14 protein-coding genes and 1 tRNA gene are annotated in these 15,672 nt (G+C 60.4%); 6 read left to right on the forward strand and 9 right to left on the reverse strand.

Translation table 11 applies throughout. The annotated features are described in order from the left end of the window. Positions 1-49: 49 nt before the first annotated feature. Positions 50-403, reverse strand: a complete 354-nt coding sequence (locus ACQZ60_RS09865) for a DMT family protein (RefSeq protein WP_003507620.1) — start codon at positions 401-403, stop codon at positions 50-52. Positions 404-671: 268 nt separating this feature from the next. On the opposite strand from ACQZ60_RS09865, the gene uvrB reads away from it, so the two are divergent. After that, on the forward strand, positions 672-3,638 hold the full coding sequence (gene uvrB / locus ACQZ60_RS09870) for an excinuclease ABC subunit UvrB (protein WP_425647115.1): 2,967 nt from the start codon (positions 672-674) through the stop codon (positions 3,636-3,638). 83 nt (positions 3,639-3,721) lie between these two features. On the opposite strand, the gene ACQZ60_RS09875 is transcribed toward uvrB, so the two are convergent. After that, positions 3,722-4,498: a hypothetical protein gene (locus ACQZ60_RS09875; protein WP_448735151.1), complete on the reverse strand. Its 777-nt coding sequence runs from the start codon at positions 4,496-4,498 to the stop codon at positions 3,722-3,724. Here ACQZ60_RS09875 and ACQZ60_RS09880 point away from each other — a divergent pair. Beyond that, positions 4,497-5,465: an alpha/beta hydrolase gene (locus ACQZ60_RS09880; RefSeq protein WP_448735152.1), complete on the forward strand. Its 969-nt coding sequence runs from the start codon at positions 4,497-4,499 to the stop codon at positions 5,463-5,465. The two genes, ACQZ60_RS09875 and ACQZ60_RS09880, sit on opposite strands and share 2 nt — an antisense overlap. Positions 5,466-5,500: 35 nt before the next feature. Here ACQZ60_RS09880 and ACQZ60_RS09885 read toward each other — a convergent pair whose 3' ends face one another. Further along, positions 5,501-5,926 carry a DUF1801 domain-containing protein gene (locus ACQZ60_RS09885; RefSeq protein ID WP_059759580.1) on the reverse strand — a complete coding sequence of 142 codons (426 nt, stop codon included), beginning with the start codon at positions 5,924-5,926 and terminating at the stop codon, positions 5,501-5,503. A gap of 141 nt (positions 5,927-6,067) precedes the next feature. Between ACQZ60_RS09885 and ACQZ60_RS09890 the strand changes: the two genes are divergently transcribed. Both ACQZ60_RS09890 and ACQZ60_RS09895 read left to right on the forward strand, forming a co-directional pair. Further along, complete coding sequence (locus tag ACQZ60_RS09890; RefSeq protein ID WP_065655866.1) at positions 6,068-6,523, forward strand: PRC-barrel domain-containing protein; 456 nt, start codon at positions 6,068-6,070, stop codon at positions 6,521-6,523. 159 nt (positions 6,524-6,682) lie between these two features. After that, complete coding sequence (locus tag ACQZ60_RS09895) at positions 6,683-7,291, forward strand: DUF922 domain-containing Zn-dependent protease (protein WP_448735153.1); 609 nt, start codon at positions 6,683-6,685, stop codon at positions 7,289-7,291. An 8-nt stretch (positions 7,292-7,299) separates the two neighbouring features. On the opposite strand, the gene ACQZ60_RS09900 is transcribed toward ACQZ60_RS09895, so the two are convergent. Then, positions 7,300-7,902 carry a J domain-containing protein gene (locus ACQZ60_RS09900; protein WP_003522436.1) on the reverse strand — a complete coding sequence of 201 codons (603 nt, stop codon included), beginning with the start codon at positions 7,900-7,902 and terminating at the stop codon, positions 7,300-7,302. Positions 7,903-8,298: 396 nt separating this feature from the next. Here ACQZ60_RS09900 and ACQZ60_RS09905 point away from each other — a divergent pair, with 396 nt between their 5' ends. After that, positions 8,299-8,652 (forward strand): nuclear transport factor 2 family protein, encoded by a 354-nt coding sequence (locus ACQZ60_RS09905; protein ID WP_003522435.1) that lies wholly within the window; start codon positions 8,299-8,301, stop codon positions 8,650-8,652. Positions 8,653-8,742: 90 nt separating this feature from the next. Here ACQZ60_RS09905 and ACQZ60_RS09910 read toward each other — a convergent pair whose 3' ends face one another. Then, positions 8,743-9,312, reverse strand: a complete 570-nt coding sequence (locus ACQZ60_RS09910) for a hypothetical protein (RefSeq protein ID WP_003522434.1) — start codon at positions 9,310-9,312, stop codon at positions 8,743-8,745. Between the two features lie 264 nt (positions 9,313-9,576). Beyond that, positions 9,577-9,652: transfer RNA gene (locus ACQZ60_RS09915), tRNA-Thr, on the reverse strand. A 213-nt stretch (positions 9,653-9,865) separates the two neighbouring features. Here ACQZ60_RS09915 and ACQZ60_RS09920 point away from each other — a divergent pair. Then, positions 9,866-11,605: a GGDEF domain-containing protein gene (locus ACQZ60_RS09920; RefSeq protein ID WP_035263364.1), complete on the forward strand. Its 1,740-nt coding sequence runs from the start codon at positions 9,866-9,868 to the stop codon at positions 11,603-11,605. Between the two features lie 30 nt (positions 11,606-11,635). Here the strand turns inward: ACQZ60_RS09920 and ACQZ60_RS09925 are convergent, their stop codons facing one another. The 3 genes from ACQZ60_RS09925 to ACQZ60_RS09935 all read right to left on the reverse strand — a co-directional run bounded on the left by ACQZ60_RS09925 (position 11,636) and on the right by ACQZ60_RS09935 (position 15,671). Next, on the reverse strand, positions 11,636-12,745 hold the full coding sequence (locus ACQZ60_RS09925; RefSeq protein ID WP_003522405.1) for an endonuclease/exonuclease/phosphatase family protein: 1,110 nt from the start codon (positions 12,743-12,745) through the stop codon (positions 11,636-11,638). A gap of 215 nt (positions 12,746-12,960) precedes the next feature. After that, entirely contained in the window at positions 12,961-13,989 is a 1,029-nt protein-coding gene (locus ACQZ60_RS09930) for an ABC transporter ATP-binding protein (RefSeq protein WP_035263362.1), read from the reverse strand. Next, entirely contained in the window at positions 13,977-15,671 is a 1,695-nt protein-coding gene (locus ACQZ60_RS09935) for an ABC transporter permease (RefSeq protein WP_448735154.1), read from the reverse strand. Before ACQZ60_RS09935 ends, ACQZ60_RS09930 begins: the two co-directional genes overlap by 13 nt. Position 15,672 lies beyond the last annotated feature (1 nt).

A 15,672-nucleotide genomic window follows, 5' to 3' on the forward strand; every position in this document is an offset into this window, starting at 1 on the left:
CGTTGCGACTGGTTCCGGGCCGGCAAGACGCCGGGGTATCTATTCCTTTTCAGGAGCGGAAAATGAAGGAAGCGCCGAAAGCGATCAACGCAAAACCGATCACGTGATTGATGGTGATGCTTTCCTTCAGCCAGAAGATCGAAAACAGCGCGAAGACCGCGAGCGTGATGACTTCCTGAATGGTCTTGAGCTGCGCGGTGGAATAGACCTCCGAACCGATGCGGTTCGCGGGAACGGCAAGCACATATTCGAAGAAGGCGATGCCCCAGCTTGCGACAATCGCCAGGAAGAGCGCGCTGCCCTTGTGCTTGAGGTGGCCGTACCAGGCGAAGGTCATGAAAACATTGGAGGCGATAAGCATCAGGACAGGCCAGATATGGGCAGGGCTGATTGAGAACGGCATGATGGGTCCTGGAAAAAAGGGAGGGATGTCATGAAATGCGGCAGGAGAAGGCAGTCAGAAGGGAACCCTCATTCCGCCCGTATGGATTTGCTCTAGCGCATCCGCCCGAAAACCGGAATCGATTTCCTACGGATTTGAACAAAGCTGTCTTCAGCCGCTACGCAACGCATCCGGCCGAATTTTGTTCCGCACGCTTCGTTTCCTTTTTGTACTCATTTTTTCACCGCATCCCCTTCCCTTTATGCGTGACTCCCTCCATATTTCGCCCATGGCCAGATCACCGAAAAACTCCACCTCCTCGCCCTCGGGCTTCGAGGAAGCTCCGCAATCGTCCTTCGAAGGCGCGCCGCTCAGCGGCAGCGTCGCCGATTGGGTGAAGCAGCTTGAGGCGGAAGCGGAGGCGTCCTCCGTGGAAACCCAGCGCGAAATCGCCTCGAAGGCAGGCAAGCACCGCAAGAAGATCGAGATCGAGGCGCGCAAGGAGGCCCAGAAAGCCCCCCCGAAGACGGCCAAGAACACCACGGCCTCCAAGACTGCACGCGGCGTTTCCATCGGCGCATCGAGCGATCCGAAAACCCGCGCCGCCGCCGGTCTCAATCCAGTCGCCGGCATGGACGTATCGCTGGAGGATGCCGCCAACCTCGCGCCGGGCGCCGTCACCGCAACGGTGGACGCGCTGTCGAAACTGATCGAGAGCGGCAATCCGCTGTTCAAGGACGGCAAGCTGTGGACGCCGCACCGGCCCGCCCGGCCACCGAAATCGGAAGGTGGCGTCGCCATCCGCATGGCCTCGGACTACCAGCCCGCCGGCGACCAGCCGACGGCCATCAACGACCTTGTGGAAGGCATCAATTCCGGCGAACGCAGCCAGGTGCTGCTCGGCGTCACCGGCTCGGGCAAGACCTTCACCATGGCCAAGGTGATCGAGGCGACGCAGCGCCCGGCTGTCATCCTCGCCCCCAACAAGACGCTGGCCGCGCAGCTCTATTCGGAGTTCAAGAACTTCTTCCCCGACAATGCGGTGGAATATTTCGTCTCCTATTACGATTATTACCAGCCGGAAGCCTATGTGCCGCGCTCCGACACCTTCATCGAGAAGGAATCCTCGATCAACGAACAGATCGACCGGATGCGCCACTCCGCCACCCGCTCGCTGCTGGAACGCGACGACTGCATCATCGTCGCCTCGGTTTCCTGCATCTACGGTATCGGTTCGGTCGAGACCTATACGGCCATGACCTTCCAGATGCAGGTGGGTGACCGGCTGGACCAGCGCCAGCTTCTGGCCGACCTCGTGGCCCAGCAATACAAACGCCGCGACATGGATTTCCAGCGCGGCTCGTTCCGCGTGCGCGGCGATACCATCGAAATCTTCCCCGCCCACCTTGAAGATGCCGCCTGGCGCATCTCGATGTTCGGCGACGAGATCGATTCCATCACCGAATTCGACCCGCTGAGCGGCCAGAAGACCGGCGAGCTGCAATCCGTCAAGATTTACGCCAATTCGCACTATGTCACCCCGCGCCCGACGCTCAACGGCGCGATCAAGTCGATCAAGGAAGAATTGAAGGGCCGCCTCGCCGAGCTGGAAAAGGCCGGACGCCTGCTGGAAGCCCAGCGGCTGGAACAGCGCACCCGCTACGATGTGGAAATGCTGGAGGCGACCGGCTCCTGCGCCGGCATCGAGAACTATTCGCGTTATCTCACCGGCCGCAATCCCGGCGAACCGCCGCCGACCCTGTTCGAATATATCCCTGATAACGCATTGCTGTTCATCGACGAAAGCCACGTCTCCGTCAGCCAGATCGGCGGCATGTATCGCGGCGACTTCAGGCGCAAGGCGACGCTGGCCGAATACGGCTTCCGCCTGCCCTCCTGCATGGATAACCGGCCGCTGCGCTTCGAGGAATGGGACGCGATGCGCCCGCTCACCGTGGCGGTTTCGGCAACCCCCGGCTCATGGGAGATGGAACAGTCCGGCGGCGTCTTTGCCGAACAGGTCATCCGCCCGACCGGCCTCATCGATCCGCCGGTGGAAGTGCGCTCCGCCCGCAGCCAGGTCGACGACGTTCTCGGCGAAATCCGCGAGACCGCCGCCAAGGGTTACCGCACGCTCTGCACCGTGCTGACCAAACGCATGGCCGAGGACCTGACCGAATATCTGCATGAACAGGGCGTCCGCGTCCGTTACATGCACTCGGATATCGACACGCTGGAGCGCATCGAGATCATCCGCGACCTGCGCCTCGGCGCTTTCGACGTGCTTGTCGGTATCAACCTCTTGCGCGAGGGTCTCGATATTCCCGAATGCGGTTTCGTCGCCATCCTCGATGCCGACAAGGAAGGCTTCCTGCGCTCGGAAACCTCGCTGATCCAGACCATCGGCCGCGCCGCCCGTAACGTCGACGGCAAGGTTATCCTTTATGCCGACAATATCACCGGCTCGATGAAGCGGGCGATGGAGGAAACCTCCCGCCGCCGCGAAAAGCAGATGGCCTATAATGCCGAACACGGCATCACGCCGGAATCGGTCAAGGCGAAGATTTCCGACATTCTTGATTCTGTTTATGAGCGCGATCACGTAAGGGCCGATATTTCTGGCGTTTCCGGCAAGGGCTTCGCCGATGGCGGCCATCTGGTCGGCAACAATCTGCAGGCCCATCTCAACGCGCTGGAAAAATCCATGCGCGACGCCGCCGCCGATCTCGACTTCGAAAAAGCCGCCCGCCTGCGCGACGAAATCAAACGCCTCAAGGCCGCCGAACTGGCGACCATGGACGACCCGATGGCCAAGGAGGAGGCCCGCGCCATCGAAGGCGGCGGAAAAAACAACAGACGCAGCCACTTGTCGATCTCCCCGCCGGAGGGTGAGACATCCGGCAGGACGGAGGCGGGCACCGCAGCGAACGAAAGCGGCAAATCCCTCTTCGCCAAACCCTCGCTCGACGAAATGGGCCCCGGCTCGGATGCGGGAAAACCGCTTTTCCGCAGGAACACGCTGGACGAGATGACGGTGGGCAGGACCGAAAAACCCGTGCGCGGCGCAGTGCCCGACAAGCCCGAGACCGAGCCCGGCAAACGGTTCTCACCGTTGCTGGAGGGGCAGCCGGAGCGCGCGACGGACGATCCGCGACCGCTGGTGCGCGGCAAGATCGGCGCGGGTTCCTATGAGGATGCCGGCGAGCAGAAGCGCAAGAGCCGAACCAAGGGCAAGACGGGCCGGCCGGGGCGCTGATACACGCATCGGCGATATTCGACGCCAGGCATGTCTATTGCGAAAAACATGACCGGAGCACCCGCGCGCTCCGGCAACGGCGATCAGCTTTCGCACTGCCTGAGCCGCGCTGCGACCTGGCCCGCACCAAAAACTTTCACCAGATCGGCATCCAGGGCCATGGCAATGTAGTCCTCATTTTCCGCCGGCTTGATGTAAGTCGAGAAATAGATCGGCCCGGTCCGGAGGACGCCCGCGACACAGGCGCGCAATATCTCGATCTCCGTGCTTCCCCTGATGCGTGGCCCCTCGATGCGGGAACGGCGCACCTTCTCCTGCAAGGTTGTAAGCCTTGAAACCTCCTCGGGCTTTATTCTCCACACGCTTGTGGCGGTTCCCGCCCGCTTTTCCGCGTGGAACTGCGCGCGGGCAGCCGCGTCTGCATCCTCGATCAACGCAAATGTCTCGACAGTCTCGCCCCTTACGCCATCTGTAGCGCTGCGAATAATCATCACCGCATCACCGGAACCTAACGACAGATGGGCAGGAAGCTGCAGCCCCACCCGCACATGCTCGAAATTCATTGTCAGAAAATCGAGCCGCATGAGCTTGGGAATGCTGGAAATCGGCACTGTCATGCAGCCGGAAAGAAGCAGGAGCAAAACAAGCAATCGTGTGAAATGCAATAATATCAATTTTATCATGATCAAAACCTGAAAAGCTGCAGCGATGCGGAAGGGCCGCCGGATCGGGTTTTCCGAAGCCGTTGCATCGCGCGCAAACTTGCGCGGGCGACATTGCCGCAACATTACGGGTTCCGGAACGCCCAGTGCGCGCGCACGTTGATATGTTCTGGAAATGGCAGCAAGGAGCGACCGCATGTATCGAAAAAATATGGCGACGTTCTGCCTCCTCGTCACCTGCACCCCGGCCTTTGCCGGACAGATCGAGGATGCGACCTTCCATAGTCCCGCCCTGAACGCGCCGCTTCCCGTCAACATCTATCGCCCGGACGGCGCGCCGCCGGAAAACGGCTGGCCGGTGCTTTACCTCCTGCACGGCCATGATGGCGACCAGAACAGCTGGCGCGATCTCGGCAATATCGAAAAGACGCTCGATACGCTCATCGCTGCCGGTGCCATCCGCCCGCTGGTTGTCGTCATGCCGGGCGTCAAGAACAGCTGGTATGTGGATTCCGCCGCTGTCGGCGGCCCCGGCGATTACGAAACCGCCCTGACCGGCGATCTGCGCCACCAGATCGAAAAAACGCTGCCGGTGCGGAAAGATCGGGAAGGCCGCGCCATCGCCGGCCTCTCCATGGGCGGTTTCGGCGCCCTGCATCTCGCCTATGGCCATGAAGACCTCTATGGCGCCGTCGCCAGCCTGTCGGGCGCCATCTGGCAGAATGTCCCCGCCTCCGATCTCGACAAGACACCCGCCGAACTCAAGCTCATTCAGGACAGCGCCTTTTTCCACCGGGTCGACCGCACCACCGTCACCAGCGGCATCGTGCTTCCCTCAACCGGCGACCATTTCTCCGGCGCCTTCGGCACACCTTTCGATGCAAGGCTCTTCAACGAAAAGAACGTCTTCACCCTCGTGGCGCAGCATGTCGCCGAAAGCCAGGATTTGCCCGCCACCTACCTGACCGTCGGCGACGATGACGGCTTCTTCCTCTGGCGCGGCGCCATCGCTCTGCACGAGACGCTGCAAGCCGACAAGCGCAAATCCGAGCTGCGAGTGACCGACGGCGATCACGTCTGGTCGGTGTGGAAGGTCTCGATTATCGACGCGCTGAAGTTCATCGATGGGGAATGGGACAAGGCTGCCGACAAAGCCAAGGATTGAGGCGTGGGCCTCTTTCTCGTCGCCGGATAGATCCATTACTTTCCGGCCCGCTTTTTCCCGCTCTTCCCCACCGCGTTCAACGCCACCGCCGCCCGGATCAGCGCCGCCAGCGCCTCCTCATCCACGACATCCCCCTCGTGGAAATCAATCGCCCGCCGCATATTGCCCTCAAGGCTCGAATTGAACAGCCCCGCCGGGTCCTCCAGCGAGGCTCCCTTGGCAAATGTCATCTTCACCGCGCTCTTGTAGGTTTCGCCGGTGCAGAGGATGCCCGCATGCGACCAGACCGGCACGCCGCGCCATTTCACCTCTTCCACCACCTCCGGATCGGCCTTCCTGATCACCGCGCGAATATGCGCGAGCGTCTCGCCGCGCCAGTCGCCGAGCTCCGCAATCTTCCGGTCGATGAAGTCCGCTGGTGCGGTCTCCTCCGCATCTTTCGTCACCGTGTTTTTCGCCATGGCATCCTCCCGATTTCGACGCACGTCTGTTCCTTTTTTCAGCATAGACGAAATTTTCCTGTCCTCCCATGAGGAACCAAATCCGCCTCCCGTCGTTTCCTCCCCGAACGCAACGTTCAGCATACAAAGGGAAGAAACATCATGAAAATCAATGTCATCGCTCTCGCTGCGGCAGCAGCGCTCTCCTCTTCCGTGGCTTTTGCCCAGACGGCCACTACTGCTCCTGCTGCTGGCGCGGACGCCACTTTGTCCGGCCCCGGCATTACCATGGGCACCAAGGCCAGCGGCCCGCTGAAGTTCGTCAATGTCCAGAAGACCGACCTCACCGCCTCCCAGCTCGATGGCATGGACATCTATAACGCCCAGAACGAAAACATCGGCGAAATCGAGGATGTCGTCATCGGTGACGGCAAGTCGGTGATCGGCCTTGTGGCCAGCGTCGGCGGCTTCCTCGGCATCGATAAGAGCTATGTGGTGCTCGACCCGGCTTCCGTCGCGGTCCACAACGACAACGGCACCTGGAAGGCCTATGTCGACACCACCAAGGAAGCGCTTCAGAACGCCCCGAAGCTCGATTACGACAAGCTGGACGACTGATTACCCCTGCAGTCCGCAAGCTTGTCCCCCCGCGCCCTGTCGCGGGGGTTTTCATATGTGGCGACCTATCGGAAAACCCGGCACTCCCCGCCGGAGGGCCCTTGCCTGACGGCGCGCCTCTCGCCTATCTTCGGCGCGCAAATCACCAAGGATCGCTGCGTGCCCGCCAATAGCCTCTTTTCCTTTGCCATCAGCACCGCCATCGCGCTCAGCGCCCTGCCGCTGTCAGCGCAGGCGGCCGACTGGAAACCGGCCGAGCAGATAAAAACCTATGCCATCAGCGGCAATACGGGCGGTGCGCTTTATCAATCGATTGGCGAGCGCGGTCCGACCGCCGGCGTGCAGGCCATTGCCCACACCACCTTCAAGCTGACATGGCGGCGGGATTACCGTCCGCAGCCGGATGGCGCCTGCGTGCTGGCCACCGCGAAGCCCAATCTCACCATCATCTACACCTGGCCGAAAGCGCCAGCCAATCTGCCGTCCGCCGTCGCCGCCAGCTGGAAGACATTTATCTCCGGCGTGGAAACCCATGAACGCGTCCATGGTGACCATATTCTCGACATGGTGAAAAAGATCGAAGCCTTCAGCATCGGGCTGAGGGCGGAGAACGATGCCAAATGCCAGAAGGTGCGCGCCGTTCTGCAACAGCGTCTGGGTGAGCTTTCCAACGAGCAGCGCCAGCGCGGCCGCGATTTCGATCGGGACGAGCTTTCCCCCGGCGGACGGGTGCATCAACTCATCCTCGCCCTCGTCAACGGCCCCTGAACGGCCGCCTATTCCGCCGCCTCGCCTTTCAGCAAAGGCTCGGCCAGCGTCACGCTTTCCAGCTCATAGGAATAACCTTCGAGCATCGTATAAGCCTGTTCGATTGCCTCGATCTGGGCTTCGGCGTTACGGATGGCTTCGGCGATGGACTGGCTGCGGGCGCGCAGCATCGAACTCAGCACATCGGTTTCCGGCTTGCGGCCCAGACGGTCCATATGTTTGCGAACCCGGGTGCGGTGCCGTTCCAGCTCGAGAATATGGAAACGGCTTTTCAGAATATCGTCGGTCAGCTTGCGGCGCATGGCGGCCACGGGGTCGAAACTGCCGGGTTCGCGTTCGTCCAGAATGAATTCATTCACCAGCGTTTCCAACATCAGCAGGCCCTTGAGGTCCTTGGCGTCGGCAAGCTGCGGATCGTAGCCGGTATCGTCGAATACCTTACGGCGCACCGGATCTTTCAGCAGCTCATAGGCCGTCTGCAGGCGCGCGAATTGCTCGGCATCGCCGCCGCTATCGGGATGCGCGGCCTTGGCCACCTTGCGGTAGGCCGACTTGATCGCCGCCTCGTCGGCATCGCGCTCCACGCCAAGCAAAACATAGGGATCAATCACAAAAACACCTTCAAACGCAAACTGTTACCCGCATGCCCAACACCGCTCCCGTCTGGCACGCGGGCGGATCATAGGCCAATTCCGCCCGGCGCGGCACCCCGCCCGGGCGGTTAAACCGGCAAAGCCCACACAAAGCCTCGCGGCGCGCCGCATCAAAACGGGCGGAAAAGCCCTTGATGCCGAAATTTGTCGGACCCAAGGCGACTATAATGACAGGCAGGACAAAATTGTGGAAAGCGGCGGCAAAACATGCCGCACGGTTTCGCACAGCGCCTGCCGCAGCCGGCGGGAAAACACCGCAGGAAGAAGCGTAACCAGCGCGTTTTCAGGGGGTTATGGTGGAAAGACGTCAACGGGTGTAAGCTTGGCCTTTGGATTAGAAGGGAGGATGATCCGATGCCGCAAACGATTACCCAGACCGTCACGGACTATGTCCATGCCATGGCCTATGCGGATGAGAGCCTGATGCGTGACGTTTTCGACCCACGCGCCAGCATCGTCGGAACCTTCGAAGGCGAAATCGAATGGCTGTCACTGGAGGACTTTGTCGACCAGATGCGCAAAAGCGAACGCGGCCTCCCCGATCACGATCCCGCTTTTGAAATCATGGGCATCGACAAGGAAGGCGACAGCGCCTCGGTGAAGCTGACGACCCGTTTCGACGGGATGGATTTTTACGAATATCTGTCCCTGCTGGAACGCGACGGCAACTGGTCTATCGTGCACAAGCTCTATCACATAAAACCGTAGGCGATCATCGAAACCGCCACCCCGCATTGTGCGCTTGCGCGTTCCACTCGCAGCCTCGGCTCGCGATCCGGTTATTTTGCCGCTGAGGAGCTAGAACAGGTCGCTGTAGATCGCCGTTATCCAGAGCGCGTTAAAGAAGAGCCAGATAACACCGAGCCACATGATTTTGCGGCTGCTATCGGTTCTCATCGCCACAATCGCGATAAGCAGACCGCCGACGATCCTTGCCAGATACCATGGCCCGAGCTGTTCGAAGTGTTCCCTGCCCTTGATGTAGGTGTCCACCAGATCGAAGACGAACGAGGCGGCAAACAGGGCAAAGAACGCATGTCGCCTGCGCACGAAAAAACTTTCCCGTTCGGACAATTCCTGAATGTGATCGGGATAAAGCAACGTCGACATCAAAAAGAACAGCGACGTGTAGACCAGAACGAAAATGTAAATCCAGAAATTCCAGTTGTGGATGAGCCGCAAGGCAAACTCCCACCACCAGAAATGCACCGCTCCGAGAAGCAGGACAATCGACCAGACGATCTGCGCGTGCATGCGGTCGGTTTTCTGCGGCTCCTGCAGCCTTCTGGAAAGACCGGACAACACCCTGGTAATGGCCAGGCCGAGGATGAGGCTTACCAATATCCGCAAATGACCATATGCATCCATTGAAAGCGCCCGCTGTTGCTCAACTTATCCGCCGAACAATATGCTTAAACCTTCGGGCTTTACAACTCTGGCGGATGCCACGCCCTTCCCGATCTCGCCTTCTAGTGGGCTGAACCGGCTTCCCAATGCGAAAGTTCCCCGGGCTGGCAGGCCGAAACCGGTCACTCCAGTTTCATCAGGGCTCAACCGAAGGCAGCGGCAGACACAAAGCGTCAACCGGTGCATTCAACCGAATAGATTTCAGGATTAAGCGATTGATTTTACTGGTGCCCCCGGCAGGGTTCGAACCCGCGACCCCCTGATTACAAATCAGGTGCTCTACCAACTGAGCTACAAGGGCAAGCCAGTGCCTTGCCAACTATCAGATTCTGACTTGGTGTAAAGCAAAAACTAACGCCGCGGCATCCACAGACCGCTTTTCCACACCGTGGCCGGCCGGGCTGTCCGCATGATCGCAATTGTAGCAAAAGGCCCGGAAAATAAGCGAAGTATTTACGCAGCACCAATAGAATGGCGATGAAACATAACCATTCCAGTGAGAACAACGCATCATATGCGCGCGAGCATACAGAAAATCCAGCTGACGGGCACGATCATCATCGCCGTAAGCTCCATCCTGCTGGCAACCCTTGCCGCGCTGCCCAGCGTCTACAATTTTCTGCGTTATCGCACCAATGCCGCGCAGCTCACCCGCTTTGAAACCGCTCTCCAGTCCGCATGGCTGGTGTCGGCCGAGCGAGGCCCCGCCAATAATCTGATGGGCGCATCTGTGCCGGATGCTAGGCTGGCCGAAGGGCTTGCCGCCGCGCGAAAGGCAACGGACGACAAGCTGTCAGAGCTGGAGAAATCCTTCGCCGACGATATCAGGACACAGCCTGAACTGGCGAAGTCACTTGCTGAAACCCGCCAGAAGCTCGAGCAATCGCGGGAGCTGGTCGATCAGGTTGCCGCGCTCCCCCCTGACGCGCGTAACCACGGCGCAATGTCCAACGCGATTTCATCGATGTTCAAGGCGGCGGACAGTGTCAATCTGCTTCGCGGCAGGGCCGCACGCGCCATCATCAAGGTGACACCCGACGTGGCGATTGACATCGCACTGACGGGCACGGCGGGCGTGATGCGGGACCGTATCGGCCGCCTCGGTTCCTATGTGATCATGAGTCTCAAGGCGAACAGGCAGGAAAAGCTCGGTTATCGCACCAAATTCGATACCGAAATGCAGAGCCTGCTGTCACTAAGGGCATCGCTGATCAATTATACCGCCGCTTATCTCTCGACGCCGCAACTGGACGAGGCATTGCGCGATCTCGAAACCTATTATTTTGGCCAGGCTTTGCGTTACGCGCAGAACACGATCGTAATGGCCGTGCCATCCGCCCAACCAAGCGCACTTGAATTCTCCAGAAACTATATCGACGGCATGCGGTCGTCCGACACCCTGCGCGACCTTATTCTGTCCGAAACGCGCGCGCGGATCGAAAAGAAAAAGCAGGAGGCCCTGATCTACGGCGGAACCTCGCTCTTTCTCGCCGGCATCGCGGTTCTGGTGCTGTTGCGGCTGACATCCGTTTACAAAACCGCGCTGTTCCGTCCCATGCAATCCGTCCAGGCGCAGATCGCCGCCATCGCCGGCGGTGATCTTTCCGAGAGCAATCATGAGGACAGGGTTGCTCCGGAAGTGAAGAAGATGTTCGAGGAACTGGATTTCCTGCGTGAACAGCTTCGCCAGAAGGGCGAAATGGAAAACCAGCAGCGTGCGCTGGCCGAACAGCTGCGCACCCTTTCCGAAACCGATGCGCTGACCGGCGTCTTCAACCGCCGCGCACTCGAAAAGGCGGTTCGCTCCATATTGACGGGCGAGGAGCAATGTCAGTCGCTCGGCGTGATGATTGTCGATATCGACCATTTCAAATCGATCAACGACCGTTATGGCCATGCCATGGGTGACATCGCGCTTCAGAAGACCGCGGGCCTGTTGCGCAGCGCATTGCGCAAGGACGACATTCTTGCCCGATATGGCGGTGAGGAATTCGTCGTCGTGTTGCAGGATGTCAGCCACGCCACGGCGACGGCCACGGCCGACCGCCTTCGCCGCCTGATCGAAGCCCAGACCATCGACGAGCAAAGCAGCCTTTCGCTGACGGCAAGTTTCGGCGTGGTCTGGCAGGAAGCGCGTGCGATCAACAGCTGGGACGAATTGATCGCCATCGCCGACGACCGGCTTTACGAAGCCAAGCGTGCGGGCCGCAACCGGGTCTGGGCAACCTATTTCCCGAAGGTCGCGAACGGCTAAGAACATCGCCGGCGGCGGACTTCGCCTCGACTAGATCAAATCCAGCGTCATGACCACGGGGCAATGATCGGAAGCCTTCGGGCGATCCCAGCCGGTGCGGGGATAACGTTCGACCTCCTGCCCCGGTGGGAATATCGTCCGGAAAGGCTGTCCATTGCGAATGATTTCGGGAACATGCGTGGCGTTCGTCTCCGCCAGACGCGGGGACAGCCAGATATAGTCGAGCTGGCACAGATGCTGCTCCTGCGGCCCGCGTGAATGGTAGAGCGTCCAGCGATCCATGACATCACGGCGCATCATCGGATTGACCACGAAACCATCCGCCGAGAGGATATCGAGCGCGCTGCGCTCCTCCTCGACGGGCGTGAAGCTGTAACCGCTGCGCCTGTCGCCGGAAATCGCGACGCGCTCCTGATAATCGTTCAGATCGCCGCAGATGGCGAAATTCTTATTGCGGGTATTGCCCACACCCCAGCGGTTCTCAATGATACGGCGCACGGCCATGGCTTCCGCCTCGCGGATCGGCATGGTGGCGATGCGGGCGTCGACCGCATCGCGGGCATTGGTCATGGATTTGAAATGCGTGACGTAAAGCGTCAGCGGCTTGCCGCCGATCCTCAAATCGATTTCCAGGCAATCCCGTTTGAAGATCTTGTCGTCGATCTGGTTTGTGGCGGCAAGCGCGGGATTGAAGAGATCGAGATTGCGATAGGTCAGCGCCGCATGGCTCTTGATATCGACCACCTCGATCCTGTCGCCGTCCCGCGTCTCCTCGCGCATGACAACGGCGACATCGATACCGCGGCTGTCATTGCCCTCGACCAGATATTTCTGCAGGTAGCCATTGCCGACCATGCGATAGAGATAGCCATATTCGAACGCCTGCAGCGCGGCCATGTTGTCCACTTCCTGCAGGCAGAGAATATCGGCATCCGCATCCGCGATGGCGAGCGCCGACAGCTGGCGCGTATCGTCGGTGGAAGACACCATCCGCGCGCTTTCCAGCGCCTGATAGGTCGCCTCGTCCCTGATATCGAAAAGCTGGATCGCCCTGTCGCGCCGCGTCTGGTTGCGAAAGCCGGTGAAATCGAAACGGGTGAGGAGATTTTCGATATTGAAGGTGGCAAGCCGAAGCGACATGAATCAATCCTATTGCTACAGGGGAAGCTTAGCCGGTGTCGCGCCACCTCGCCAGTAGCGAGGGCCACGTCCTTTACCCTCCCTCATTCCTGTGCTTGTCACAGGAATCCAGTCAGCCCAAGTCCTTGGGCTAAAAGGACTCTTTTCGCCGCGCAGACGCGCGTCGGCTGGATCCCTGTGACAAGCACAGGGATGAGGGAAGTACACTTATCGCACTAAAGCCGCCACGCCGCGCGAATGACCACTGGCAGACGGTCTCCGACGTCAACCGCTTCGCGCGAATAGGCTCTGAGCGCCTGCCCATCCGGCAGGTCGAGACGCAGGGCATAACGCTCGCCCTCGTAGAGAACCGAGGTGACGGTGCAGGCAATGCCCTCCGCATCCCGCACCACATCCTGCGGCCGCACGAGAATATCCGCCTGCGGCAATCGCCTGCCGCTCTCCATCGTTGCCCGAAGTTCTGCCCAATCAAGGTCGCGCGAAGTCCCTTCCGGCACCGGCAAGGTCAAGATCGCCCCCTGCCCCACCAGCGAGCCGACCAGCCTGCCTTCGGGCCGCGCATAAAGCGCCGCCGGTGGCGCGACCTGCAACAGCTTGCCCTGCGACATCACGGCGACATCGGTTGCCAGCGCCATGGCTTCCGCCTGATCATGGGTGACATAGATCATCGTTGCGCCCGAGCGAATATGGAACTCGCGGAATGTCTCCTCCATCTCCTGCCGCAGATGCCGGTCGAGATTGGCGAGCGGCTCGTCGAGCAGCACCACGTCGGGCTCGGTAACGAGGCAGCGGGCGAGCGCCACGCGCTGCCGCTGGCCACCGGACAATTCAGCGGGACGGCGATCGGCGAAGCTCTCGAGGCGGACGGCGGCAAGCGCCTGGCGCACCTTGTCACGATATTTCTCACCCGAAATACCGCGCACCTTCAAGGGATAACCGGCATTGTCGGCAACCGACATATGCGGCCACAGCGCATAGGACTGGAACACCATCGCCATGTTGCGCCGCTCCGGCGGCACCATGCTGCCGGCATCGGCCAGCACCCGCTCGCCGAGCAGGATGGAACCGTCAGTCGGCTGTTCGAAACCGGCGATCATGCGCAGCACCGTCGTCTTGCCGCAGCCGGAAGGGCCGAGCAGAGCGAGAAAACCGCCTTCCCGCACGGTGAGCGACACATCGTCCACGGCGGGTTTCGAACCGGCACCGAAACTCTTCGACAGGCGGTTGAGGATCAGTTTCGCCAAGGGACCACTCCTTTCGGTAGATAGCGCCCCAGAATTTCCAGCAGAGCCATGAGGAAAATCACCATGATGACGACAAGCACCGAAAGTGCCGAGGCAAGATCGAAGCTGCCGCTGTCATCGAGATTGTAGATAAGCACGCCGAGCGTCTGGGTGCCGGCCGACCACAGCAGCGCCGAGACCGTCAGCTCATTGCAGGCGATGAGGAAAACAAGGATGACCGATGCCCCCGCCGCAGGCCCGACCAGCGGCAGGATGATATCCTTCAACCGTCGCCAGAAACCGGCACCGGAGAGTCTTGCCGCCTCTTCCAGCGACGGATCGAATTGCAGGAAGGCGCTGACCATCGGTTTCAGGCTGACGGCGAAGAAGGAGGAGAAATAGGCGAGCAGAATGATCCAGATCGTGCCGTAAAGCGTGATGCCGACAAGCGGAATGGGAGCCGCGAAAAGCAACACGAAGGAGACGGAAATCACCACCCCCGGCAGCGCATAGGGAATATCGACCAGCGCCGAAAGCAGGAACATGAAACGGCTTTTGCCGCGCACCAGAAAATAGGCCGTCAGCACCGTCACTGCCAGCAGGCAAAGCGAGGTGGCGGTCGCCAGAAACAACGAGTTGCGGAAGGCGGTACGCGTCACGCTCTGGCGGTAAAGCAATTCCTCATAGGCATGCAGCGTCGCCGTCTTGAGGCTGAGCGGCACGCCATAGGCAGGCGCGAGCGAGCTTGCCACCAGCGCCGTCAGCGGCGCCACCAGCATGAAGAAAAGCACGAGCCACAGGGCAAGCTCCGCCGGCACCCGCCACAGCCCAAGCCGGAAGGTCGCCGCTTTGCCGGAAAGGCCGATGATGCGATAGTCCCTGCCCTTCATCGCCCGTTCCTGAAGCGCAAGCCCGGCGACGGAGATGATGGCGATCATGGTGGAGAGGATGGCGATATCGCCGAAGGTGCTGGTGCCGAAACTGGCAAAACGGCTGTAGATCAGCGTCGGCAAGGTGAAGATCGAGGCGGGAATGCCGAGGATCGCCGGAATGCCGAAATTGCCGACACTGGACACGAAGGAAATTGCCGCCCCGGCGATCAATCCCGGCGTCGACAGCGGCAGGATGATATCGAACAGCACACGGCGCGGCGAAACGCCTGACAGCTTGGCCGCCTCGATGCCGTCCTGCGGCAAGGCCAGCAGACCGGCGCGCAGCGACAGATAGACGAGCGGAGCATGCTGCACGCCGAGCAGAAGCGCGATGCCCGCAATCGAATAAAGCGGCTGCGGCGATCCCATCGGCGGCGCAAGGCCGGTGGCCTTCAACAGCGTGCTCGACGGGCCTGTCATGCCGATCCACGACAGGGCCGTCACCTGCGGCGGGATCATCATCGGCAGCATGAACAGGAAGCTTAAGATCGACTTGCCGCGGATGTCGCAAAGCGTCAGCGAAAGCGCGAAAGCGCCGCCGATCAAAAGCGAAATCAGCATGCCGAAAAACGATGTGGAGAGCGTGTTCAGCGCCGCGTCCCAAAGGGCCGGATCGGCCAGAAGCCGCCATATGTCACCGTTAAGTGACGAGATGATACCGGTATAGGCGAGCCGCCCGAGCGGCAGGGCGCTGAGCGCAAAAACAACGCTGACCACAAAAGGAAACAGCCAGCGCGGCTGGCTGCTTCCATAGGCATTGGAACGGGACATG

This window comes from Agrobacterium sp. 22-223-1 (assembly GCF_053522385.1).

Coding starts and splice junctions, on each gene's coding strand:
- ACQZ60_RS09865 (WP_003507620.1), bottom strand. CDS start 403: ATGCCGTTCTCAATCAGCCCTGCCCATATCTGGCCTGTCCTGATGCTT.
- uvrB (WP_425647115.1), top strand. CDS start 672: ATGGCCAGATCACCGAAAAACTCCACCTCCTCGCCCTCGGGCTTCGAG.
- ACQZ60_RS09880 (WP_448735152.1), top strand. CDS start 4,497: ATGTATCGAAAAAATATGGCGACGTTCTGCCTCCTCGTCACCTGCACC.
- ACQZ60_RS09875 (WP_448735151.1), bottom strand. CDS start 4,498: ATGCGGTCGCTCCTTGCTGCCATTTCCAGAACATATCAACGTGCGCGC.
- ACQZ60_RS09885 (WP_059759580.1), bottom strand. CDS start 5,926: ATGGCGAAAAACACGGTGACGAAAGATGCGGAGGAGACCGCACCAGCG.
- ACQZ60_RS09890 (WP_065655866.1), top strand. CDS start 6,068: ATGAAAATCAATGTCATCGCTCTCGCTGCGGCAGCAGCGCTCTCCTCT.
- ACQZ60_RS09905 (WP_003522435.1), top strand. CDS start 8,299: ATGCCGCAAACGATTACCCAGACCGTCACGGACTATGTCCATGCCATG.
- ACQZ60_RS09910 (WP_003522434.1), bottom strand. CDS start 9,312: ATGGATGCATATGGTCATTTGCGGATATTGGTAAGCCTCATCCTCGGC.
- ACQZ60_RS09920 (WP_035263364.1), top strand. CDS start 9,866: ATGCGCGCGAGCATACAGAAAATCCAGCTGACGGGCACGATCATCATC.
- ACQZ60_RS09925 (WP_003522405.1), bottom strand. CDS start 12,745: ATGTCGCTTCGGCTTGCCACCTTCAATATCGAAAATCTCCTCACCCGT.
- ACQZ60_RS09935 (WP_448735154.1), bottom strand. CDS start 15,671: ATGTCCCGTTCCAATGCCTATGGAAGCAGCCAGCCGCGCTGGCTGTTT.